24 protein-coding genes and 1 tRNA gene are annotated in these 20,259 nt (G+C 32.4%); 12 read left to right on the top strand and 13 right to left on the bottom strand.

Going from position 1 to position 20,259, the window contains the following annotated elements; translation table 11 throughout:
• Positions 1-21: 21 nt before the first annotated feature.
• The 7 genes from BMZ09_RS09390 to udk form a co-directional block, all read right to left on the bottom strand.
• A complete protein-coding gene (locus BMZ09_RS09390) occupies positions 22-939 on the bottom strand; it encodes a hypothetical protein (RefSeq protein WP_090839836.1) in 918 nt (305 codons plus the stop codon).
• A gap of 320 nt (positions 940-1,259) precedes the next feature.
• Positions 1,260-3,380 (bottom strand): methylmalonyl-CoA mutase, encoded by a 2,121-nt coding sequence (gene scpA, locus BMZ09_RS09385; RefSeq protein WP_090839834.1) that lies wholly within the window; start codon positions 3,378-3,380, stop codon positions 1,260-1,262.
• Positions 3,380-3,991 (bottom strand): hypothetical protein, encoded by a 612-nt coding sequence (locus tag BMZ09_RS09380; protein ID WP_143067802.1) that lies wholly within the window; start codon positions 3,989-3,991, stop codon positions 3,380-3,382. Before BMZ09_RS09380 ends, scpA begins: the two co-directional genes overlap by 1 nt.
• Positions 3,992-4,003: 12 nt before the next feature.
• Complete coding sequence (locus tag BMZ09_RS09375; RefSeq protein WP_090839830.1) at positions 4,004-4,696, bottom strand: hypothetical protein; 693 nt, start codon at positions 4,694-4,696, stop codon at positions 4,004-4,006.
• Between the two features lie 14 nt (positions 4,697-4,710).
• A complete protein-coding gene (locus tag BMZ09_RS09370) occupies positions 4,711-6,033 on the bottom strand; it encodes a methylmalonyl-CoA mutase subunit beta (RefSeq protein WP_090839828.1) in 1,323 nt (440 codons plus the stop codon).
• The gene (locus tag BMZ09_RS09365; RefSeq protein ID WP_090839826.1) at positions 6,026-6,325 is read right to left on the bottom strand and encodes an FtsB family cell division protein; all 300 of its coding nucleotides are present in this window, start codon (positions 6,323-6,325) and stop codon (positions 6,026-6,028) included. Before BMZ09_RS09365 ends, BMZ09_RS09370 begins: the two co-directional genes overlap by 8 nt.
• 8 nt (positions 6,326-6,333) lie before the next feature.
• Entirely contained in the window at positions 6,334-6,942 is a 609-nt protein-coding gene (udk, locus tag BMZ09_RS09360) for a uridine kinase (RefSeq protein ID WP_090839824.1), read from the bottom strand.
• Positions 6,943-7,163: 221 nt separating this feature from the next.
• On the opposite strand from udk, the gene BMZ09_RS09355 reads away from it, so the two are divergent.
• Positions 7,164-7,238, top strand: a tRNA-Pro gene (locus BMZ09_RS09355).
• Positions 7,239-7,326: 88 nt separating this feature from the next.
• Here the strand turns inward: BMZ09_RS09355 and BMZ09_RS09350 are convergent.
• Positions 7,327-8,691, bottom strand: coding sequence for an NAD-dependent succinate-semialdehyde dehydrogenase (locus tag BMZ09_RS09350; protein WP_090839822.1), 1,365 nt, complete (start codon positions 8,689-8,691; stop codon positions 7,327-7,329).
• A gap of 182 nt (positions 8,692-8,873) precedes the next feature.
• On the opposite strand from BMZ09_RS09350, the gene BMZ09_RS09345 reads away from it, so the two are divergent.
• From BMZ09_RS09345 to BMZ09_RS09335, 3 genes are read left to right on the top strand one after another with little or no spacing between them, the layout of a single operon-like run.
• Positions 8,874-9,200, top strand: coding sequence for a YtxH domain-containing protein (locus BMZ09_RS09345; RefSeq protein ID WP_090839820.1), 327 nt, complete (start codon positions 8,874-8,876; stop codon positions 9,198-9,200).
• Between the two features lies 1 nt (position 9,201).
• Positions 9,202-9,549 carry a hypothetical protein gene (locus BMZ09_RS09340; protein WP_090839818.1) on the top strand — a complete coding sequence of 116 codons (348 nt, stop codon included), beginning with the start codon at positions 9,202-9,204 and terminating at the stop codon, positions 9,547-9,549.
• 1 nt (position 9,550) lies between these two features.
• The gene (locus BMZ09_RS09335) at positions 9,551-9,751 is read left to right on the top strand and encodes a hypothetical protein (RefSeq protein WP_090839816.1); all 201 of its coding nucleotides are present in this window, start codon (positions 9,551-9,553) and stop codon (positions 9,749-9,751) included.
• Here the strand turns inward: BMZ09_RS09335 and BMZ09_RS16345 are convergent.
• Positions 9,744-9,899, bottom strand: a complete 156-nt coding sequence (locus BMZ09_RS16345) for a hypothetical protein (protein ID WP_232782602.1) — start codon at positions 9,897-9,899, stop codon at positions 9,744-9,746. The two genes, BMZ09_RS09335 and BMZ09_RS16345, sit on opposite strands and share 8 nt — an antisense overlap.
• Before the next feature lie 184 nt (positions 9,900-10,083).
• Between BMZ09_RS16345 and trxB the strand changes: the two genes are divergently transcribed.
• Entirely contained in the window at positions 10,084-11,067 is a 984-nt protein-coding gene (trxB, locus tag BMZ09_RS09325) for a thioredoxin-disulfide reductase (protein WP_090839811.1), read from the top strand.
• A 70-nt stretch (positions 11,068-11,137) separates the two neighbouring features.
• On the opposite strand, the gene BMZ09_RS09320 is transcribed toward trxB, so the two are convergent.
• From BMZ09_RS09320 to BMZ09_RS09305, 4 genes are all read right to left on the bottom strand, one after another.
• The gene (locus BMZ09_RS09320) at positions 11,138-11,965 is read right to left on the bottom strand and encodes a GIN domain-containing protein (RefSeq protein ID WP_090839809.1); all 828 of its coding nucleotides are present in this window, start codon (positions 11,963-11,965) and stop codon (positions 11,138-11,140) included.
• Between the two features lie 203 nt (positions 11,966-12,168).
• Positions 12,169-14,055, bottom strand: coding sequence for a PspC domain-containing protein (locus BMZ09_RS09315; RefSeq protein WP_090839807.1), 1,887 nt, complete (start codon positions 14,053-14,055; stop codon positions 12,169-12,171).
• A complete protein-coding gene (locus BMZ09_RS09310; RefSeq protein ID WP_090839805.1) occupies positions 14,048-14,392 on the bottom strand; it encodes a PadR family transcriptional regulator in 345 nt (114 codons plus the stop codon). Before BMZ09_RS09310 ends, BMZ09_RS09315 begins: the two co-directional genes overlap by 8 nt.
• A 158-nt stretch (positions 14,393-14,550) precedes the next feature.
• Positions 14,551-14,997: a DUF4870 domain-containing protein gene (locus BMZ09_RS09305; RefSeq protein WP_090839803.1), complete on the bottom strand. Its 447-nt coding sequence runs from the start codon at positions 14,995-14,997 to the stop codon at positions 14,551-14,553.
• A gap of 144 nt (positions 14,998-15,141) precedes the next feature.
• Here BMZ09_RS09305 and BMZ09_RS09300 point away from each other — a divergent pair, with 144 nt between their 5' ends.
• From BMZ09_RS09300 to BMZ09_RS09270, 7 genes are all read left to right on the top strand, one after another.
• Positions 15,142-15,597 (top strand): DUF4442 domain-containing protein, encoded by a 456-nt coding sequence (locus BMZ09_RS09300; protein WP_090839801.1) that lies wholly within the window; start codon positions 15,142-15,144, stop codon positions 15,595-15,597.
• A gap of 59 nt (positions 15,598-15,656) precedes the next feature.
• Positions 15,657-16,487: a TIGR00266 family protein gene (locus BMZ09_RS09295; protein WP_090839799.1), complete on the top strand. Its 831-nt coding sequence runs from the start codon at positions 15,657-15,659 to the stop codon at positions 16,485-16,487.
• Positions 16,488-16,634: 147 nt separating this feature from the next.
• Positions 16,635-16,832, top strand: a complete 198-nt coding sequence (locus BMZ09_RS09290; RefSeq protein ID WP_090839797.1) for a hypothetical protein — start codon at positions 16,635-16,637, stop codon at positions 16,830-16,832.
• Between the two features lie 158 nt (positions 16,833-16,990).
• Positions 16,991-17,317 (top strand): hypothetical protein, encoded by a 327-nt coding sequence (locus BMZ09_RS09285; protein WP_090839795.1) that lies wholly within the window; start codon positions 16,991-16,993, stop codon positions 17,315-17,317.
• A gap of 66 nt (positions 17,318-17,383) precedes the next feature.
• Positions 17,384-18,187 (top strand): MbnP family protein, encoded by an 804-nt coding sequence (locus tag BMZ09_RS09280; protein WP_090839793.1) that lies wholly within the window; start codon positions 17,384-17,386, stop codon positions 18,185-18,187.
• Between the two features lie 60 nt (positions 18,188-18,247).
• Positions 18,248-19,294, top strand: a complete 1,047-nt coding sequence (locus BMZ09_RS09275; protein WP_090839790.1) for a cytochrome-c peroxidase — start codon at positions 18,248-18,250, stop codon at positions 19,292-19,294.
• A complete protein-coding gene (locus BMZ09_RS09270) occupies positions 19,272-20,258 on the top strand; it encodes a transporter family protein (RefSeq protein WP_090839788.1) in 987 nt (328 codons plus the stop codon). The genes BMZ09_RS09275 and BMZ09_RS09270 overlap by 23 nt, the downstream gene beginning before the upstream one ends.
• Position 20,259 lies beyond the last annotated feature (1 nt).

Genomic DNA, 20,259 nt, shown 5'->3' with positions numbered 1-20,259 from the left:
CAGTATTACAAATAGTATTTATTATCTTTCTTTTAATTCATAATATTTAGACCAAAATTTTCCTTCTTGAAATTTTATTTCAAAATCTCGATAAAAGTCGGGATGTCTACCATTTATTGCTTTCAGTTGCTTCCCTACAATTGTTTTATTTTTAATACTTTCAATATACTCCATTCCAATATTTTCATCAGTATCAAAATCTAAATCTGGGTTATAAAAAACAGTATATTCTCCTAATTCATTTGAAATAAAAATTAAATTTATTGCCCAGAATCCGTTTCCACCACAATAATAAGATTCAAAATTCAAAACAGCATCTTTATATTTATCATCATTTATGTGGCCTATTATAAATTCAGGATTTTCGTAGTAGTCTAATACAGTTCCATATCTCTTCGTGTTTATTCGTTCAGATGTCATATCGTAGCGTTCTTTCATACACTCATCATTGGTAAAAAACTCCTTGTCGCTTGTGGTTTTTTTATTAAACCATTTAGAATAAGCTTTTTTTAAATTAGGTATCATAAGAGTTTCATCATTATTTTTTGAATGTAGTGTTTCTTTTGATATTTTAGTTTTAAGTCCTTTTATTTTAAAATGGAAAGGGGTTTTTGTTTTTTTATTTGGGCTTAGCCAGTTACCTGCATATACATTCCCTTTCAGAGTTCCTTCAAAGAAACCTGATATTTTACCAAGATTAGAATATTCTTCAAGATTGACAACATTACCCTTTATTGTTCCTCTCAATTCTATATTAGTGTCGTTGTCTAAATTATAGAAAGTACCTTTAAGATTATCGTTTATCTGATTTAAAGTGATTTTACCATTTACTTTATTGTCAATATTTCCAATTAAAACTAGGCTAGCATGTTCTTCTTTACAGCCTATGTTAATAACGAAAGATAAAAATATTAAGTACCGCATTTTTTTTAGTAGCATATGTTCAGTTTTTGGTTTGTATTATTCGTAACTAATTATACAATCACTCACATTCGCCATATCCCTATTTTTATAAGGGATATGATTACTTTTTTTCCAGTTAAGTAATTAAACTAAACTATAAATAAAAAGTGTAATTAATTGGTTTGGTTGTTGTCACGAAGTTAATTTTTTAATCTTAATTCCCGAATGATTTTAAATATAATTACCGTGCAGTTATTAACAAAACTGTGTATAATTATAACGCATAAAAAAAGTGCAAGCTATGTTAGCTTACACTTTTTACTATTATTATGTTATTTGGTGTTTAAAAACCGTGATTAATCAATCAAGATTTCTAATATTTTTATTGCCGCATCGCTAATTTTTGTTCCAGGACCAAAGACAGCAACAGCGCCAGCATCAAATAAATATTGGTAGTCTTGTTTTGGTATAACACCACCAACAATTACCATAATATCTTCTCTGCCATACTTTTTAAGCTCTTCTATAACCTGTGGGACTAATGTTTTGTGTCCTGCTGCAAGAGATGACACACCAAGGATGTGTACATCATTTTCTACTGCTTGTTTTGCAGCTTCTTTAGGCGTTTGAAATAAAGGACCTATATCCACGTCAAAACCAACATCTGCATAACCGGTAGCCACTACTTTTGCGCCACGATCGTGCCCGTCTTGCCCCATTTTAGCAATCATAATACGTGGTCTACGACCATCTTGCTCTGCAAATTGATCTGCTAGTGCTTTTGCTTTCGCAAAAGATTTATCGTCTTTAATTTCTTTACTATACACGCCAGAAAAAGATTTAATTTGTGCTTTATAACGTCCAAAAACAGCTTCTAAAGCATCACTAATTTCGCCTAATGTTGCACGCTCTCGCGCTGCAATTACAGCTAAAGCTAATAAATTTTCTTTACCTGTTTTAGCTGCTTCTGTTAAATTTGCTAAGGCATCGTTAACTTTGGCAGTGTTTCTTTCGGCTTTAATTTTTTCTAATCCTTCAATTTGTTGTAATCGTACCGTTTGATTATCAACTTCTAAGGTTGTAATAGCATCTTCTTCATCTAAAACATATTTATTAACCCCAACAATAATGTCTTGACTAGAATCTATACGTGCTTGTTTTCTAGCAGCAGCTTCTTCTATACGTAGTTTTGGTATACCAGCTTCAATAGCTTTAGTCATACCACCAAGAGCTTCTACTTCTTCAATTAAAGACCATGCTTTTTCAGTAATATCATGTGTTAGTTTTTCGACATAATAACTACCTGCCCAAGGATCTACCGTTTTTGTAATATTGGTTTCTTCTTGTAAATATATTTGTGTGTTACGTGCAATACGTGCTGAGAAATCTGTTGGTAATGCAATAGCCTCATCCAGTGCATTGGTGTGTAAACTTTGTGTCCCTCCAAAAGCAGCTGCGGTAGCTTCAATAGTGGTGCGGGCAACATTATTAAACGGGTCTTGCTCTGTTAAGCTCCAACCACTGGTTTGACAATGCGTACGCAACGCTAAACTTTTTTGGTTTTTTGGATTAAACTGACTCACTAATTTTGACCAAAGCATACGTGCAGCACGCATTTTAGCAATTTCCATAAAGTGATTCATACCAATTGCCCAGAAAAAGGATAAACGCGGTGCAAAGGTGTCTATATCCATTCCGGCTGCTAATCCTTTTCTAATATATTCTAGTCCATCTGCTAGGGTGTAAGCCAGCTCGATATCGCAAGTGGCGCCTGCTTCTTGCATATGATAACCAGAAATACTAATACTATTGTATTTTGGCATATGCTTACTAGTATATTCAAAAATATCCGAAATTATTTTCATGGACGGAGTAGGTGGGTAGATGTACGTATTACGCACCATAAACTCTTTTAAAATATCATTTTGAATGGTTCCGGCTAGTTGTTCTGGTTTTACACCTTGCTCTTCTGCTGCAACAATATAAAACGCTAAGATGGGTAACACAGCACCATTCATAGTCATGGATACCGACATTTTATCTAACGGAATCTGGTCAAATAAGACTTTCATATCTTCGACTGAGTCTATTGCAACTCCAGCTTTTCCAACATCTCCAACCACACGCTCGTGATCAGAATCATAGCCTCTGTGTGTTGCTAAATCAAAAGCAACGGATAGTCCTTTTTGTCCTGCCTCTAAGTTACGTCTGTAAAAGGCGTTACTTTCTTCAGCGGTACTAAATCCTGCATATTGACGGATAGTCCAAGGTCTTCTAACGTACATGGTACTGTAAGGTCCACGCAAGTTTGGCGCTAATCCAGCCACAAAGTCAAGGTGATCGACGTCTTTTAAATCGGCCTTAGTATATTCCGATTTAACCATAATATCTTCCGCAGTTAAAAAAGAAGACACGTGTTGCGTTTCCTTTTTAATAGGCGATTTTAGGGTGATATGTTTAAGGTCTTTTCTAGCCATTATTTGACGATAGTTTTTTGGATGAATGTATTGTACTTCCTATTCAACATAGAGCGAAAGGTTATAATAAAAGATTTATAATTAGAACTAACCGCATAAATGGTTGCGTAACTTGTTGGTTCTGTCCCTGACTCAATTTTATATTTAGCCATAAAGGCTTGTGTCTGCTTGTTGCCTGAATATCCCGACTTTAATTTGGTACAAGTACTATTAGATACTGATGCACTTTCTTGACAAGATTGCGATACTAAAGCCGACATATACCTAGAGTCATCTTTACTAAAAGGAAAATAGTCAGTCATTTTTATAGACACGTCCGTAGTATGATTTAATGTTCTAAAAAAATACACATTTTTTTTAGAGTATTTTAAAATATTAAAACGCATAATTTCGGTTTGTCTGGCAACCGAGTCTTCAATAGCGCCCAACAATCCAGCATATTGATCTACAGTGTATTGTTGTAATGTATTAGGTAAATACACATCAATATTGTCTTTGTCTAAATTAAAATATTGCCCAAAAAGATCATCTTTAACAGTAGTTTCTTTGGTCTCTTCTTTACAAGAAAAAAAGAACATTAGAAGTATTGGTATGATGATTTTTATTTTCAAGCGTGCAATGTATTAGTCGTGGTTATGTCCTGCGTGATCGTCCTTTTTAGCAGGTGTATTTGGTGTTATAGTCGCATTAGTAGCTTTTTTGTCAAGATCTCCTGGCAGTACTTCGCCAATATTATTTGATAGGTTTACTTTACTAAAATCTACCGTATTAAATTTTGAATAGTATAAGTCTAAAGCTAAAAAAGTAGCTAAATACGTATCTCTAGCGTAAGACGAACTGCTTCTTAATGCTGGCGTAAACAATTCTGATCTCATGCTATTTGTACTAATTAAAGACACCAAACTTTGTTGTAATTTTTTGTCTTTAATATTGTCTATAATACAAGTAACAACTGGACTTGTGTAGTTTAAATGTGTACCGTCCCATAATTCTGGTTTTGATTTTAGTACATCATAAATAGCTTTAGAGTGTGGTGTAATGGTCGCTTCTAAGTTAATTCTATTAGAAATCGAATTATTAATATAAGCTCTATATGCTTTTAATTTGTTTTGACCTTTCTGATCGTATTTAGTAAGTATATCTTTTTCAAAAGCATACAATGCTTCTTTAATAACAGCGTCATAACCAGAATTGCAAGTCACAGCGTCCGGTTGGTCGGCGTATTTAAATTCTGATAATTTTGCTTCACTTTTTTTACAGCTTACATTTAAAGCTATAACTAATACTAATGCAATTTTAAAAATACGTGTGTTCATAGTGTAATAATAGTTTATTCAGTTTTTAATCTGTTTTGTTCTAAAGTTTCTGCTAATCGCCTTTCTATGATAGGTTGGATTAGTGTTTTTCTTGGATTAATTTTCAGAAAAGGAAACAGCTCAAGATCATGTTTCATTTTATCATTTTTATTAGGATGCTTATTGGTTCCTAAAAGTGTGATTGTACCGTCATCAAACTGTTCTTGTTCTTTGGTAGCACTTTCTTTAATCTTTTTCTGTATTGTACCTTCTTTTAATTGTGCAATAAAACCACCATTTGCCTCAATTTCTTTGAATAAAGTTAAGGCTTTTTCTGCTAATTGAGACGTTAGCGTTTCTATATAATAACTCCCATCTGCAGCATTATTTACAACATCAAAATAGCTTTCGTTTTTCAAAATTAATAATTGATTACGCGCTATACGCTCTCCAAACTCGTTATCCTTATGGTAAATAGCATCGTACGGTAAATTATAGACCGTATTTGCGCCACCTAAAATAGCACTCATACATTCCGTAGTGGTGCGTAACATGTTGGTGTTAAAGTCGTAAATAGTTTTATTACGTTTTGTCGGGATGGCATGTATCAGCAATTTGGCATCACAATTATATTCTGCAGCCAATGTACTATATAAGACACGTAATGCTCTAAGTTTTGCTATTTCAAAAAAGTAATTGGTACTTACAGCGACATTAAAATTAACTGTTTTAACTGTAGCATTAGCAAAATCTGGTGCACTAAAATAGTCGTTTAAATGCGATAATCCGTAAGCTAATTGCTGTATAATTGTTGCACCTGCATTTTGATATGCTGTGGTGTTAACCGTAATTTGGTTGTTAATTATTAAGCTGGTATTAGAGGTTTCAAACCAGTTTCCTGTTTGCGCTAAAAACCCGATTGGGTCAAAAATTAATAACGCTTTCGCGGAAATTTTGGCCAGGTTGTTTAAATAGTCTTGATCAGAAAATAAAAGCTCTAGCTGAATAGTTGTCGTGCTTAGGTCAATATTTTCTAACGTTTTTTCTATTGAAACTGCTTTATTAGGAATGATAAATTTTAAGGTTTCGGCACCTCTTTCAATCGCGTCTAATGCTTTTGTGTTAGATGCTTTTTCGTTTTGAACAAAAATGATCTGACCAATAGCCCACTGTTGTGGTTGGATTTTAAAGGTTTCTCCCATTTCATCTTGATGATAAAATGGACGGACATCAATACCTTGATTGGTTTTCCAAATTAGGCTGTCGTTGTAGTCAGCACCTTTTAAATCGACTTGAATTTTTTGTTTCCAAGCTTTAGAAGATACTTTTTCAAATGCGGAAAAAAGTGAGTTACTCATTGTTTTTGGTCTTTAAGCTATCTGCATATTCGATGATATAAATATCTTCGTTTTCCTTTTTCATATAGTATTTCTCTCTAGCAAAAGTTTCTAAACCGTCTTCGTTAGTCAGTTTTTTTATAGCCTTCTTATCTTTTACTATTTCTTTTCGATAATACGTTTTCTCGTCTTCCAACTTATTACGTTCTTGGTTGACTTCGTTATGACTAAGTAAAGAATTGGTATCAAAAAAAACCATCCATACTCCAAACATGATTAGGATAATTATATATATGTTTTTATACCACTTCATGACTTAGCTTATTGTAGTTTTTCGTTAATTATAGTCTTTACAATGTCTACAGCAACCGTGTTGTATTTATTGTTAGGTATAATAATATCAGCATACTCCATCATTGGTTGTATAAATTGCTGATGCATTGGTTTTAATGTGTTTTGGTAACGTGCTAATACTTCGTCAATATCTCTACCACGTTCTGTAATATCACGTTTTAATCGTCTAATTAAACGCTCGTCACTATCTGCATGTACAAATATTTTAATATCAAACATCTCTCTAAGTTCTGGGTGTGTTAGTATTAAAATACCTTCCACAATCATTACTTTTCTTGGTTTTGTTTTAATTGTATCACCTGTTCTGTTGTGTTTTACAAAAGAGTACACAGGTTGTTCTATAGATTCTCCCGCTTTTAAATCTTTTAAATGTTGTTCTAAAAGGTCAAAATCGATAGATCTTGGATGGTCAAAGTTAATTTTAATTCTTTCGTCGTAAGACAGGTGGCTCGTATCTTTGTAGTACGAATCTTGTGATATTATTCCCACTTCACCTTCCGGTAATTGGGTTAATATTTGATTAACAACAGTTGTTTTACCACAACCAGTACCTCCTGCAATTCCTATTATCAGCATATTATTTTATTAAATCTTAGTAGGCAAATTTACTAAAATCTTTAGGATGAGTGTTACTCAAATTATGGAATTATAAATTAGTTTTGAATAATAATTCAATCGTTTTCGTCAAAAAATATCTTTTTTTAAAAATAAATTAATAAAACAGCTTTGGTTTAAGGAAAAGATGTATATTTGCACCTCCAAAAAACATATCGTTTTGTGGAAAAATGATAATCACTCGGGGTGTAGCGTAGCCCGGTTATCGCGCCACGTTTGGGACGTGGAGGCCGCAGGTTCGAATCCTGCCACCCCGACAAAAAAGCTTCAGTTTTTACTGAAGCTTTTTTTATGACCTTTTTTGAACGGTTTCGGCGATTTTTTGGCCAAAATCGACAAAAATTGTTACTTATTGATGTAAACGGTCTTGATGTTTACAAATTCTAATATTCCTTCTTTAGATAATTCTCTACCATATCCTGAGGCTTTTGTTCCTCCGAAAGGTAATCTAGGATCTGATTTAACCATTTCGTTAATAAAAAGTGCACCATCCGGAATGTCACTAATATTGTGGTAAATGCTTTTAATGTCTTCGGTAAAAATCATTGTTCCGAGTCCAAATCGTGAGTTTTTTGCTAAATCTAAAGCTTCTTTTTTGTCTTTTGCTTTAATAATAGCTGCTACAGGTCCAAATGTTTCTTCATCAAAAATGGGCATATTTGGAGTCACTTCTGTGATAATTGTAGGTTGGTAAGCCGCACCTTTTCTTGTATTACCATAATGCACTTTAGCGCCTTTTTCAAGCGATTTAGTAACTTGGTTTTCTAATTCTTCGGCTAAATCTTCTCTGGCCATTACACTAGTATAGGTGTCTTTTTTTTCTGGATCACCAATTTTTAGGGCTTTTACTTTGCCTGTAAACTGCTCTAAAAAGGTGTCATATATTTTCTCTGTGACTATAAAACGTTTTGCAGCAATACAACTTTGTCCATTATTTTGCATTCTAGCACTAACCATAGTGTCTATATACTTGTCTAAATTAGCATCGTCTAAAACCACACAGGCATTATTACCACCCAATTCTAGCACTGTTTTTTTTAGATTTTTAGCAGCTAGTACAGCAATACTTTTTCCTGCTTTTTCGCTTCCTGTTAGGGTAACTGCTTTTACAGTGTCATGTGCTATTACAGTTTCTATATCGTCATGGTTTACTAAAATAGTTTGGAAACAGCCTTTAGGATATCCCGCATCTATAAAAAGTTTTTCCATTGCTAGTGCAGTTCCGGTTGTGTTGGACGCGTGTTTTAATAATCCGACGTTACCTGCTGTTAAAGTTGGTACTGCAAATCTAAAGACTTGCCAAAATGGATAATTCCAAGGCATTATAGATAGTATTGTACCCAAAGGATCGTAGCTTATAAAACTTTCATGCGCTTCTGTTTCAATAATTTGATCGGATAAAAATTTATCAGCATTGGTAATATAAAAGTCACATAATGTGGCACATTTCTTAATTTCTGCTATACTTTGCGAAATAGGTTTACCCATTTCGGCTGTCATTAATTGCGCATATTCTAGTGTATTAGTCTCTAAAAGATTAGCAACATTTTTTAGTAATTTGGTGCGTTCAGGTATTTCGGTTTGACTCCAAGAATTAAAAGTAGATTGTGATAATTCTAAAATAGTTTCAATCTCTTTTTTGGTATGATAATCATAAGTTTCTAAAGTCTTACCAGTATAAGGGTTTTTGGTTGTTATTTGCTTTTTCATGATTTTGTTTTTGTTAAAATTATTAATTATCTATAATATTTAATGTTTTAGGATGGTATTTAACATAGATTTATCACTTTATTTAGATTTTTATTAAGAATAATTAAATCTGTAAATTTTATCTTTGTGTAAGCTGATATTAGAACAATCAGTTGATTTATTAACCAAAAAAAAAATATACAATGAGTAAGAACACAAATACAGCATTAGGATTATTATTAGGTGGCGCAGTAGGAGCAGCATTAGGAATTTTATTTGCACCAGATAAAGGAAGTAAGACTAGACAAAAATTAAAAGAAGAGGCGGTTGCTACTAAAGATAAAATTGCAAATGAAGCATTGCATTTAAAAGATCAAGTAACGGACACGTTAACAAACAAAAAACACACGTTAGATGTGCAATTAGAAACTATAGTGTCTGATGCAAGTTATAAAGCGGATGACGTTATTACTACCTTAGAGAACAAATTAAAAGACTTAAAGGCTAAGAACAAAAAACTTCAAAAATAGTATGACTGTTTTTGAATCTATAAATGAATCTTCTAATGAGGCTGTAGATAAAGGTGAGACGTATTTAAAAAAGTCTCATGAATACTATAGGTTAAAGGTTTTTCAACAATTAACATCTTCTGTTAGTTTAGTTTTTAAGGCTTTTATTATTGGAAGCTTAGCGCTAATAGGTTTGATGTTTTTGGCTGTTGCTAGTGCTATTGCTATTGGTAATGAGTTGGATAGTCAACCTTTAGGATGTGTAATTGTCGGGTTTGTATTTTTGTTGATTTCGGGACTATTGTATGCTTTTAGAAAGCATATCAACAATAAAGTAATACAGTCTATGGCTAAAACTTTTTTTAATTAATATGAATAATTACAAAACAGAAGAAGATATTGAACTTAGTCTGAAGCGTCTTAATTTAGAACGACAAATTGCTTTAGAAGAATTAAAATCCGTGAAAGGCGATTTTAAGGAATCCATACAACCAGCAAACTGGTTGCAGTCTGGGATAAAGTTATTTTCAAAATATGGTATGCTTATGTTAGTTAAAAAACTAATTAAGTAGCATACCGTTTATTATCATACAAAATTATACCCACTACAATGTTACGCTGGATAATTACACTTATTATATTATCGTTTATATCTGCAGTCTTAGGATTTGGAGATATAGTTGGTAATTTAGCTTTCTTAGCAAAGCTATTTTTCTTCATTTTTATTGGATTATTTATAACTTTAGTTTACAAAAAAGTTAGAGAATAATCTTCAAACCCTTATTACTACAAGTACTTTGGAAGGCAATAGTCAAAGGTTATCATTAAATAATAACTTTTAATAAGACTGTTGTAAGTTTCCTTATAAAAATTCTACTTTTGTAGTAGATAAAATGAAATTAATATGTCAGAGACAATAGAAAAAGTAAAATGCTTAATAATAGGTTCTGGTCCCGCAGGTTATACTGCCGCAATTTATGCAGCTAGAGCTAATATGAAACCGGTTTTATACCAAGGAACACAACCAGGTGGACAGTTAACAACGACAAATGAAGTTGAAAATTTTCCTGGATATCCTGATGGTATTACAGGTCCAGCTATGATGATGGAGTTACAAAAGCAAGCTGAGCGTTTTGAAACAGATGTTAGAAACGGTTGGATTACTAAAGTTGATTTTTCAGGCGACGTACATAAAGTATGGGTTAATGGAGAAAAGGAAATCCATTGTGATACAATAATTATATCTACTGGAGCAAGTGCTAAATATTTAGGTTTAGAGTCTGAGCAAAAATACTTAAAACTAGGAGGTGGAGTTTCTGCTTGTGCGGTTTGTGATGGTTTTTTCTACAGAAAGCAAGAAGTTGTTATTGTTGGAGCAGGAGATAGTGCTTGTGAAGAAGCACATTACTTATCTAAATTATGTACTAAGGTTACAATGTTAGTAAGACGTGATGAGTTTAGAGCTTCTAAAATTATGTCTGAACGTGTTAAAAACACAGAAAACATTGAGATTTTATTCAATACGGAAACAGAAGAGGTTATTGGAGATGGACAAGTAGTTACAGGTGTTAAGGTACTTAACAACCAAACTAAAGCGTCACATTTAATACCTGCAACTGGATTTTTTGTTGCTATTGGACATAAACCAAATACAGATATTTTTAAAGGCTTCTTAGATTTAGACGAAACGGGTTACATTATAAATGCAAAACCAGGAACTTCTAAAACTAACATCGCTGGTGTTTTTGTAAGTGGAGATGCTGCAGATCACGTATACAGACAAGCAATTACTGCTGCTGGTACAGGATGTATGGCTGCATTAGATGCAGAACGTTATTTAGCTGCTAAAGATTCTACTTTTGAAGTAAGTACTTCTAATTACAATTAGAAAAATAATATATAGCATAAAAAAAACCGAAGCAAATGCTTCGGTTTTTTTTATGTTTTAATATTTAAACTTAGTATTTCTTTTTCAATATCGCGTTGTCATCAAAATTATCAATTGTTATGGTTGGACTACCATAAATTTCGATAATTGAAGATCCAGAAGCATCAATGTTAAGCGCTTCCGTTGTTTGAATACTAGCTTGTGCTCTGTTTTCTGTAGTTATTTTTCCTGTTTTAGAGGTTAATTTTTCTCCGTGAAAATCTGAAGAGTTATCAGCATTCAATATTAAGTTACTAGTTTCTCCTTCAATTTTTGCATCAGCACTTTCTAGCATATCTACTATTATTTTTGGAGCATTAATTAACGCTTCAACTTTACTGTTACCATTTAGCTCTAATGTTGCAGCTTTTGCTGTAATATTAAGTTCAGCTTTAGCTTTATCGTTGTTTATTAATTTAAATAAATCACTTTCAATGGTTAAATATGCTTTAGCATTATCCGATGTTGTTAGTGTTAGATCATCAAATTTTAAACTACTTGTAGAGCTAAGTTCTGCATCTTCTTTAAGCTCGATTGTATTTAAAGCATCGTTATAGTAAATAATAATTTCTAATTTTTTTTCTTGAAGTCTACCTGTTGTTTTAAGGCTTAGCGTATTTTCTTGAGAGATAACTTTTATATGTTCGTGTAGGTTGTCATCCGTTAATATATCTATTCTTGCAGAATCTCCTTTGACTAGTCTAACCTCAAATTTTTCGCTTAAAACCAAGCGTTCAAAATCATTAATACTGGTGGTTTCTGTCGTTAATACACGACTACCTTTTACTTTTTGCTTTTTTTGAGCAACAGCAAAAGTCGTAGAGAAAATTAAAAATATAAGAAGTATTTGTTTAGTCATTATCTATTATGTTTTGTTACATGCAAATATAAGCAAAAACCATCCCAAACTTTTTTGAAAGCTTGAAATGGCTGGTTTTTTTTGATTGATTTTTGTTTCTTTTTTAAATAAAAATAGAAACGATTGTTGTTACTAGATACTCGATTAAGGTGATCATAACGGTTTGTTTTTTTGATTGATTATTGATTGACTAATTTGTAATATTATTTATTGTTTTTATGGTTTGTAATATTTATTCCATCTTCTTCATTAATAGTTACTTTAATGTTTTTAGTACTTGCTTTTGCGCCTTCATCATTAACTATTATATCTAAATTTTCGGTTTTAGCAACAATACCATCATTATTAACGACTAGTGTAGATTGGTTTTGGTTGTTAGTGTTTGACTGATTATTACTGTTTATTTCGGTTTCATCCGTTTCTTCAGTGTCGCAGTCCAAACATTCTAATTTAGCACGTTTTACTAATAAAAAATGCTCTTCCATTCCGTTGTCTAAAATATCATTGTAATAATGTCTATTGTTTCGGTGATAGTTATATGTGCTTTCTTCTGCATATAAAACAGTTCCTTCTGGCAAGTATAAAGTTAGCTCAACTTCTTGATCTCTTGATATTTCGTTATTAGTAACCGTAAAGTAATTGTCTAAAATTAAGTTGTTGTCCACTAAAGTGTAATTATAACTTATGTTTTTAGCTCTGTTTTTTGCTTTGTTGATATTGCTACCTCTGGCAGATTTTTCTACTCTAAGTTTAGCAACACTATCCTTTGTAGATTTAACAATTAACCTAATCCCTTGAGAAAACACAACGTCATTACCATTGTCGTCGTTGGTATGCTGTAAACCATAATCTCTAATAAAACGTTCTGCAAACGTGTCATTATAATCCATGCTTACCACAAGCGTGTCATTAGTTTTAATGTTAGTTAACTGCTGTGTTTTAATATCTGACGCTTGCTCCTTATAGCTTAAGCCTTGCTTTGTACCTACAATTGCAATACCTATTACTGCTAATACCCATAATCCAATTAAGCTGTATTTAGCAGCGCTACCCATTGGCTTTAAGTTTTTTACTAATATTTTTAATCCTAAATAGATAAATAAAATAATAGGAATAACACTAACAATAAAAATTAAGACAGGTAACAACCAAAATAAACCATCCGTTCTGTCATAGGTTCTAACAAATTCTGAGGTAAAAAAGCTAAGATCAGTATCAAAAAAGGTGCCTATAATTAATCCTACAGTTAAAGCTATAATACCTGCAACACAAGATATAACTAGTACAATACCTATAAACTTAGAAAACACTTTAAATAAAGATGAAACTACGCCTCCTAAACTTCCAAAAAACGATTTACTATTAGATTTAATCTTGTTAGTATCTATTTTTTTTACGGTCTCTGATATATTATCTGAAGCTTGGTCAAACCCTTCTTTAAATTTGTCTGCATGTTTTTGAAAATCTATATTTTTTACATTTTCCGAAACACTATCAAACCCGTCTCTAATTTTTTTTTCGATGTTTGTAATGGTGACATCTTCTCCTGTCATGGTTAACTTATCCGCAGTAGAAGTTGCTTCTGGAATAAAAATCCATAATATGATATATAAGAAAATACCTGTACCAGCTCCAAAAATAAGTAGTACCCAAATTAATCTAACCCAAACAACTTCAATATTAAAATAGTGTGCTAATCCAGAACACACACCACCAACATAACTGTTTTCAGTATCTCTAAATAGTTTTTTAGACCCATTATTTTTAGATTTTGAGCTAGAGCTTGTATAGCTTTTTTGAGTTGGTTCGTCTTCAAAAATGGCATCATCTACAAGATAGTCTTCCGGTTGTCCCATGATAGTAATAACATCATCAACCTCTTTGTTACTAATAACTTGACGGTCTGTTCTCATGCGTTCAGAAAACAATTCGGCAATTCTAATTTCTATATCTGCTATAATTTCAGAACGACCTTGAGAGTCAGTAAATGAACGTTTTATAGCCTCAAGATAGCGTTGTAATTTTAAGTATGCATCCTCATCTATATGAAAAAATATACCTGCTAAATTTATGTTGACTGTTTTATTCATTGTTAGTTGATTTAATTGATGTTACTATATTTACTGCATTTTGTAATTCGTTCCAGGTCGTGGTTAATTCCTTTAAAAATAGGTGGCCTGTTTCTGTTAAACCGTAATATTTACGTGGTGGTCCCGATGTAGATTCTTCCCAACGGTAGTTGAGTAATCCTGCGTTTTTAAGTCGTGTTAATAAAGGATATATGGTACCTTCTACTACTAGTAACTTAGCATCTTTTAGTGTCCCTAATATTTCTGCAACATAGGCGTCTTGATCTTTTAAGACAGATAAGATGCAGTATTCCAGAACACCTTTACGCATTTGTGCTTTTGTGTTTTCTATTTTCATAAGTCTTTTCTAATGTTTTTTACAAGTCTTATGCAATTTGCATCACAGACATCAGTAATTGTTGATAATTTGGTTTGTGATGTGTGTGTCATAATTCTGTAAGTGATTTCATAATTAACTGTTCGTTTTTTGATGATTTGATTGATTGATGATACTCGTTATTTTATAAATTCTATCGTAAATGGATAGTGATAATCCTCTCCGTCTTTAGCTTTTAAACTTGCTTTTACTATTAGAATCAATTCTATTATAAATCCTATAACCGCCAATGCTCCTAAACTACCTCCAATGTAAAATAAGGGTGAAGGCTCAGTAATATTGATATTAATACTATCAAAAGCATTAAAATCCAATATATCTAAATGACTAAAGACACTAAAAGCAAAAAAAGGAACGCAGACAATACCAATTAGTAGTGCGTACAGTAATATGCTAAATTGAAAATTAATAGCTTGTTTACCATGTGTATCAATAAAGTCAGATTTATCCTTATTAACAACCCATAAAACTATTGGAGCGATAATGTTTCCAAATGGAAATATAAATCTAGAAAACGTCGATAAATGAATAATTGTTGCTAAGTTTTTTTGATGATTGGTAACCATAATTTAAAAGTATATAATAGTTTCTTATGCAAATATATATCTTTAGAAAGGTATTATGCAATACAAAGTACTAAATATTAACATAATTTTAACATAGTGGATTCTCGATTATTTTCGATAATTTAGCTGAAAATAGATTTATAAATGAAGATATCACCTAGTAAACTCAATACTTTTACAATGCTTAAGTTACCATCTGCTTACTTCTGTGGCGTGCGTACAAAAGTGTTAAATGAAGAACAATGTATAACGACTGTAAAACACAGATGGATTAACCAAAATCCTTTTAAATCTATGTTTTGGGCAGTTCAGGGTATGGCTGCAGAGTTCTCTACAGGTGCCATGATGATTATGAAAATTAAAGACTCTGGTAAAAAAATATCTATGCTAGTCACTACAAACAATGCTACGTTTACAAAAAAGGCGACGGGTAGAATTACATTTGTTTGTAATGATGGTAAAAAAGTTGATGAGGCTTTAGCCGAAGCTATAAAAACAGGTAAAGGTCAAACACTTTGGATGCAGTCTGTTGGTACTAATGAAGATGGAGTAGTGGTTTCTACTTTTAATTTTGAGTGGTCAGTAAAAGTAAAAAGCTAGTTTAATTTGTAACAAATTTTATAAATACGCAACATATAAGAAATTAAACCCTTAATAATATGTATCAAAAAGAGCAACTATCAGGAAACAATTTAAATGCACACGACATCGATTATGAAATTTTTGGTGAAGAAATGCAATATGTAGAAATTGAGTTAGATCCAGATGAAGGTGTTATTGCTGAAGCCGGAAGTTTTATGATGATGGACGAAGGCATTAAAATGGAAACAATCTTTGGTGATGGTTCTCAAAACGATACTGGTTTTTTAGGAAAAGTCTTTGGTGCAGGTAAACGCTTGTTAACTGGAGAAAGTTTATTTATGACCGCTTTTTATAACACCCTTACCGGTAAACGTAAAGTTAGTTTTGCTTCTCCGTATCCAGGAAAAATTGTAGCCATAGATTTATTAGAATATAAAGGAAAATTTATCTGTCAAAAAGATGCGTTTTTATGCGCAGCTAAAGGCGTAAGTGTAGGGATTGAATTTAGTAAAAAACTAGGGAGAGGATTATTTGGAGGTGAAGGCTTTATCATGCAAAAACTAGAAGGTGATGGTTTAACGTTTGTACATGCAGGTGGTACTTTGGCTAAAAAAGTACTGCAGCGTGGCGAAACACTTAGAGTTGATACAGGCTGTATTGTTGGGTTTACACAGGATATAAATTATGACATCGAGTTTGTTGGCGGTATTAAAAATACGGTCTTTGGTGGCGAAGGTTTGTTTTTTGCCAAACTAGAAGGTCCAGGTGTTGTTTACATACAATCTTTGCCATTTAGTAGATTAGCAGGGCGTGTTTTACAAAGCGTACCAAGAGGTGGTAAAAGTAAAGGCGAAGGCAGTATCTTAGGTGGTTTAGGTGATTTGTTGGATGGCGATAATCGCTTCTAGTTAGAACGTTTTAACTTTATTTTAACTGTTAAAGTTTAGATGGTTACGGTTTTGAACAACATTTTTTGCTACCTTTAATCGAAACTTATAAACGCTTTAGCCTATACTACAACACTACTTTAAATTTAACTAAATTAAAAATTAATTATGGCAAGAGCAATGTTTGAGTACACTAAAACTGTACTACAAAAAGTTAGTTTTGACACAACTTTATTTTGCAAAGAAGTGCAAAAAGCTATAGAACGATTACTACCATATGAGGTAGAGGAGCTTAAGCTTTATATCGAGTCTTTAGTAAGACAAAACCCTAAACTAGATCAGTGTTTAATATATTTAAACCCTTAATAAAATAATTGAAGAGCGACTTTTTAGTCGCTTTTTTTATGTGTTTACGCAAGTTTTTAGAGCCGTTTTCATCTAATTAATATAAATTTGCAAAAAAATATTTTTTTCTGAAAAAGCTGTTTACAATAGTATTGTTTTTATCTTTTGCTATACGACCTATGTATTACGTTGGTTATGTGGCCTATTTTCAGTTAAATATAGATTATATCATTAATACCTATTGTGTTAATAAGGAAAAGCCACAATTGGCTTGTAATGGTAAATGTCACTTGGCAAAACAACTACAGGTCCCGACTACTGATGATTCTAATAATACAGCAATAAGTAGTTTAGCAGAGTCATTTTTTCCGGTATTCTATAGTAATTATCAATATACTATAGTAAATGATGCCTTGTTTCAATTAAAAAAAGAAATCCCTATAGTTTACAATCAAAGTTATTCTTTTGACTTTGAGTATTTTCATTTTAAACCTCCCATTGCATAATTTTTATTTTCGGCTTAAGCCATAATAGGCTTAATAACTTACGACTTAAAATTAAAAATTATACAAATGAAATTATTCAAATATACATTTGCACTATTGGCGTGCGCAGTAATTACAGCATGTTCCTCAGACGATGACGGCATTCAAGAAGACGATTTAACAGGACAATCAGGTACATTAACTTTAAAATATGATAACGGTGTAGGTGATCAAGATTTTATCTTTGGGACATCATACAGCAAGTCTGGTTCAGAATCTTTTACACTAGAAAATTTGAAGTACATTATTAGTAATGTAAGATTTACAGACACAAACGGGACTGTTTTTGAATATCCAACAGAAGATAATGTATTTATTATCGACGAATTAGATGGTAACAATGCAGGCGAAATCTATGTTAGTTTAGATAATGTAGATGCAGCAGATTACGTATCGATAACTTTTGGTATTGGTATTGATCAAGACAGATTTGCTTTAGGAGCAGAAGGTCAAGGAGACTTTTTAGATTTAGCAGATGCAGAAGGTATGATGTGGAGTTGGGCTTCTGGATATAAGTTTATCCGATTAGATGGGACATACTCGTCTTCTACAATGACGGACCAACCGTTAAACATACATATGGGAAGCGTTGGTACAGCTTTAGATAATTACAAAGAAGTAACATTAGATTTTCCTAATACGGTGTTTGTAAGAGCGGATAAAGCTCCAGAAGTACATATTAAGGCAGATATAGCAAAAGTATTTGATGGTGCAACTTCTGTAAATTTTACAGATGGTTATGATCAAGTACATACAGATGCTAATGAGACACCAATAATCGCAACTAACATAGCTACAATGTTTGAAGTACACCACGTACACAACGATTAATTTAACTAATACACCATTATTAATCTAATGGTTTTTAATGGTGTATTAAATCTCATAATTATGAAAAAATTAAGCCTTATAATTTTAGGCTTGGTCTCATTTTTTTCTTGTTCTAAAAGTACAGAACAAGAAGATTATGTGCCCATACCTTTACAAATGGAATTACCTTCTAATTTTCCAGACATTGCTTATAATTTGGATAATAATCCAATTACAGAAGCCGGTTTTGAGCTAGGAAAAAAGTTGTTTTACGAGGGTAAATTATCCTCTAATGGTGCTATTGCCTGTGCCTTTTGTCATGAGCAAGCATTTGCGTTTACACATCACGGACATACATTAAGCCATGGTGTTAATGGTGGTATTGGATTTAGAAACGCACAACCCATTCAAAACTTAGCGTATCAAACCTCTTTTATGTGGGATGGATCAGCGTCTCATTTAGATTTACAACCTATTATACCATTGACTAGCGAACTAGAAATGGGAGAAACCTTAAGTAATGTAATATCTAAACTACAAGCAGAAAGTTATTACCAAGAGCAATTTGATAAAGCATTTGATGATGGTGAGGTTAGTAGCGAAAATATGCTAAAAGCCTTGTCTCAGTTTATGTTAATGATGGTGTCTTCCAATTCTAAATACGATAAGTATGTTAGAAACGAAGACAATGTTACCTTAACAACTATAGAGCTTGACGGTTTAAATACCTTTCAAAATAAATGCGCAGGATGTCATGCATCCGACCTTTTTACAGATCAATCTTTTAGAAATAATGGATTACCTGTAAATCCGCAATTGGACGATAAAGGTCGTTATAATATTTTAGAAGACCCTAATGATTTATACAAGTTTAAAGTCCCAAGTTTACGTAACATAGAAGTTACCTATCCGTATATGCATGATGGGCGGTTTTCAACTTTAGAAGTCGTGCTAGATTTTTACGATGCTAACGCAGTAGATAATGGTAATGTGGATCCATTATTACTAAGACCTGACGGCAGTTACGGTATCACCTTAACAGATTACGAAAAGGAAAGTTTAATAGCTTTCTTAAAAACATTAACCGATACTCAATTTTTAGAAGATGAACGTTTTGCAGAATATTAAATATATAATTATCGCAGTATTAATGGTTGGTTTCGCTAAAGCGGAAGCTCATAATCATGCAAACCCATGTACAAGACATGAACCCTTTAAGGTGTTATGCGACTTGTGTGGTTGCTCCACAAGTAGTGGTAGTTTTGGTTTTGGAACCTTAAGCAATGCTAATTTTGTAGGTGTACGTTATATCTATCAAAATTTTGAATCTAGAAACGGAATTTTCGAGAATTCGCCAATAAGTAAAGAAACATTTAATACGTATCAACTTTGGGCTCAGATTCCAATAAACGACTCGTTTTATGTTACAGGAAGTTTACCATATCAAGATCTAACACGAGATTTTAATGGCGTTACTGAAAATTTAAATGGGCTAGGAGATGCTAGCGTTATTGGTTGGTATAAACATGTTTTTTATAAAAAGAAATCTGATGACGTGGTTGATTTTAATAACACGAAAGAACCAACAGGTCATAGTCTGCAATTTGGACTAGGTATTAAATTGCCAACTGGACAATTTGAGCAACGCTTGGCAGATAATATTAATCCGGGTTTTCAGGTAGGAACTGGAAGTGTAGATGGTGTGTTTTCTTTAGGATATAACTACGGGAGTGACAAATTTGGAGTCAATACCTTACTAAGTTATTATTTAAAAGGAGAGAATAAAAACGAATATCAATTTGGGAATCAGTTTAGTTATGCAGTTAATTTTTTTACGGCTATACCTAAAGAAAAAATGAACATTATGCCTTTTGTTGGATTATCAGGAGATGTTTATGATAGTATTACACAATACGGTGAAACCTTAAGCGATACCGATGGAAACATCTTAAATGCTAGTTTGGGATCAGAATTAGCTATTGATAAATTTATTTTTGGAGCTAGTTATACGTTACCGGTTAGTCAAAAACTATTTGGTAATAATGTAAAGTCCAAACAACGTTTGTCTGTTTATGTTAATTTTGCACTTTAAG

Origin of the sequence: Olleya namhaensis, from assembly GCF_900114005.1 — a bacterium.
Lineage (GTDB): Bacteria > Bacteroidota > Bacteroidia > Flavobacteriales > Flavobacteriaceae > Olleya > Olleya namhaensis.
Note: the sequence above shows the minus strand (reverse complement) of the source record. Positions and strands in the feature narration are given on the sequence as shown.

What these genes read in the sequence shown, in the direction of transcription:
- BMZ09_RS09390 (WP_090839836.1), bottom strand. Translation starts at nt 939, where the DNA reads ATGCTACTAAAAAAAATGCGGTACTTAATATTTTTATCTTTCGTTATT.
- scpA (WP_090839834.1), bottom strand. Translation starts at nt 3,380, where the DNA reads ATGGCTAGAAAAGACCTTAAACATATCACCCTAAAATCGCCTATTAAA.
- BMZ09_RS09375 (WP_090839830.1), bottom strand. Translation starts at nt 4,696, where the DNA reads ATGAACACACGTATTTTTAAAATTGCATTAGTATTAGTTATAGCTTTA.
- BMZ09_RS09370 (WP_090839828.1), bottom strand. Translation starts at nt 6,033, where the DNA reads ATGAGTAACTCACTTTTTTCCGCATTTGAAAAAGTATCTTCTAAAGCT.
- BMZ09_RS09365 (WP_090839826.1), bottom strand. Translation starts at nt 6,325, where the DNA reads ATGAAGTGGTATAAAAACATATATATAATTATCCTAATCATGTTTGGA.
- udk (WP_090839824.1), bottom strand. Translation starts at nt 6,942, where the DNA reads ATGCTGATAATAGGAATTGCAGGAGGTACTGGTTGTGGTAAAACAACT.
- BMZ09_RS09350 (WP_090839822.1), bottom strand. Translation starts at nt 8,691, where the DNA reads ATGAAAAAGCAAATAACAACCAAAAACCCTTATACTGGTAAGACTTTA.
- BMZ09_RS09345 (WP_090839820.1), top strand. Translation starts at nt 8,874, where the DNA reads ATGAGTAAGAACACAAATACAGCATTAGGATTATTATTAGGTGGCGCA.
- BMZ09_RS09340 (WP_090839818.1), top strand. Translation starts at nt 9,202, where the DNA reads ATGACTGTTTTTGAATCTATAAATGAATCTTCTAATGAGGCTGTAGAT.
- BMZ09_RS09335 (WP_090839816.1), top strand. Translation starts at nt 9,551, where the DNA reads ATGAATAATTACAAAACAGAAGAAGATATTGAACTTAGTCTGAAGCGT.
- BMZ09_RS16345 (WP_232782602.1), bottom strand. Translation starts at nt 9,899, where the DNA reads ATGAAGAAAAATAGCTTTGCTAAGAAAGCTAAATTACCAACTATATCT.
- trxB (WP_090839811.1), top strand. Translation starts at nt 10,084, where the DNA reads ATGTCAGAGACAATAGAAAAAGTAAAATGCTTAATAATAGGTTCTGGT.
- BMZ09_RS09320 (WP_090839809.1), bottom strand. Translation starts at nt 11,965, where the DNA reads ATGACTAAACAAATACTTCTTATATTTTTAATTTTCTCTACGACTTTT.
- BMZ09_RS09315 (WP_090839807.1), bottom strand. Translation starts at nt 14,055, where the DNA reads ATGAATAAAACAGTCAACATAAATTTAGCAGGTATATTTTTTCATATA.
- BMZ09_RS09310 (WP_090839805.1), bottom strand. Translation starts at nt 14,392, where the DNA reads ATGAAAATAGAAAACACAAAAGCACAAATGCGTAAAGGTGTTCTGGAA.
- BMZ09_RS09305 (WP_090839803.1), bottom strand. Translation starts at nt 14,997, where the DNA reads ATGGTTACCAATCATCAAAAAAACTTAGCAACAATTATTCATTTATCG.
- BMZ09_RS09300 (WP_090839801.1), top strand. Translation starts at nt 15,142, where the DNA reads ATGAAGATATCACCTAGTAAACTCAATACTTTTACAATGCTTAAGTTA.
- BMZ09_RS09295 (WP_090839799.1), top strand. Translation starts at nt 15,657, where the DNA reads ATGTATCAAAAAGAGCAACTATCAGGAAACAATTTAAATGCACACGAC.
- BMZ09_RS09290 (WP_090839797.1), top strand. Translation starts at nt 16,635, where the DNA reads ATGGCAAGAGCAATGTTTGAGTACACTAAAACTGTACTACAAAAAGTT.
- BMZ09_RS09285 (WP_090839795.1), top strand. Translation starts at nt 16,991, where the DNA reads ATGTATTACGTTGGTTATGTGGCCTATTTTCAGTTAAATATAGATTAT.
- BMZ09_RS09280 (WP_090839793.1), top strand. Translation starts at nt 17,384, where the DNA reads ATGAAATTATTCAAATATACATTTGCACTATTGGCGTGCGCAGTAATT.
- BMZ09_RS09275 (WP_090839790.1), top strand. Translation starts at nt 18,248, where the DNA reads ATGAAAAAATTAAGCCTTATAATTTTAGGCTTGGTCTCATTTTTTTCT.
- BMZ09_RS09270 (WP_090839788.1), top strand. Translation starts at nt 19,272, where the DNA reads ATGAACGTTTTGCAGAATATTAAATATATAATTATCGCAGTATTAATG.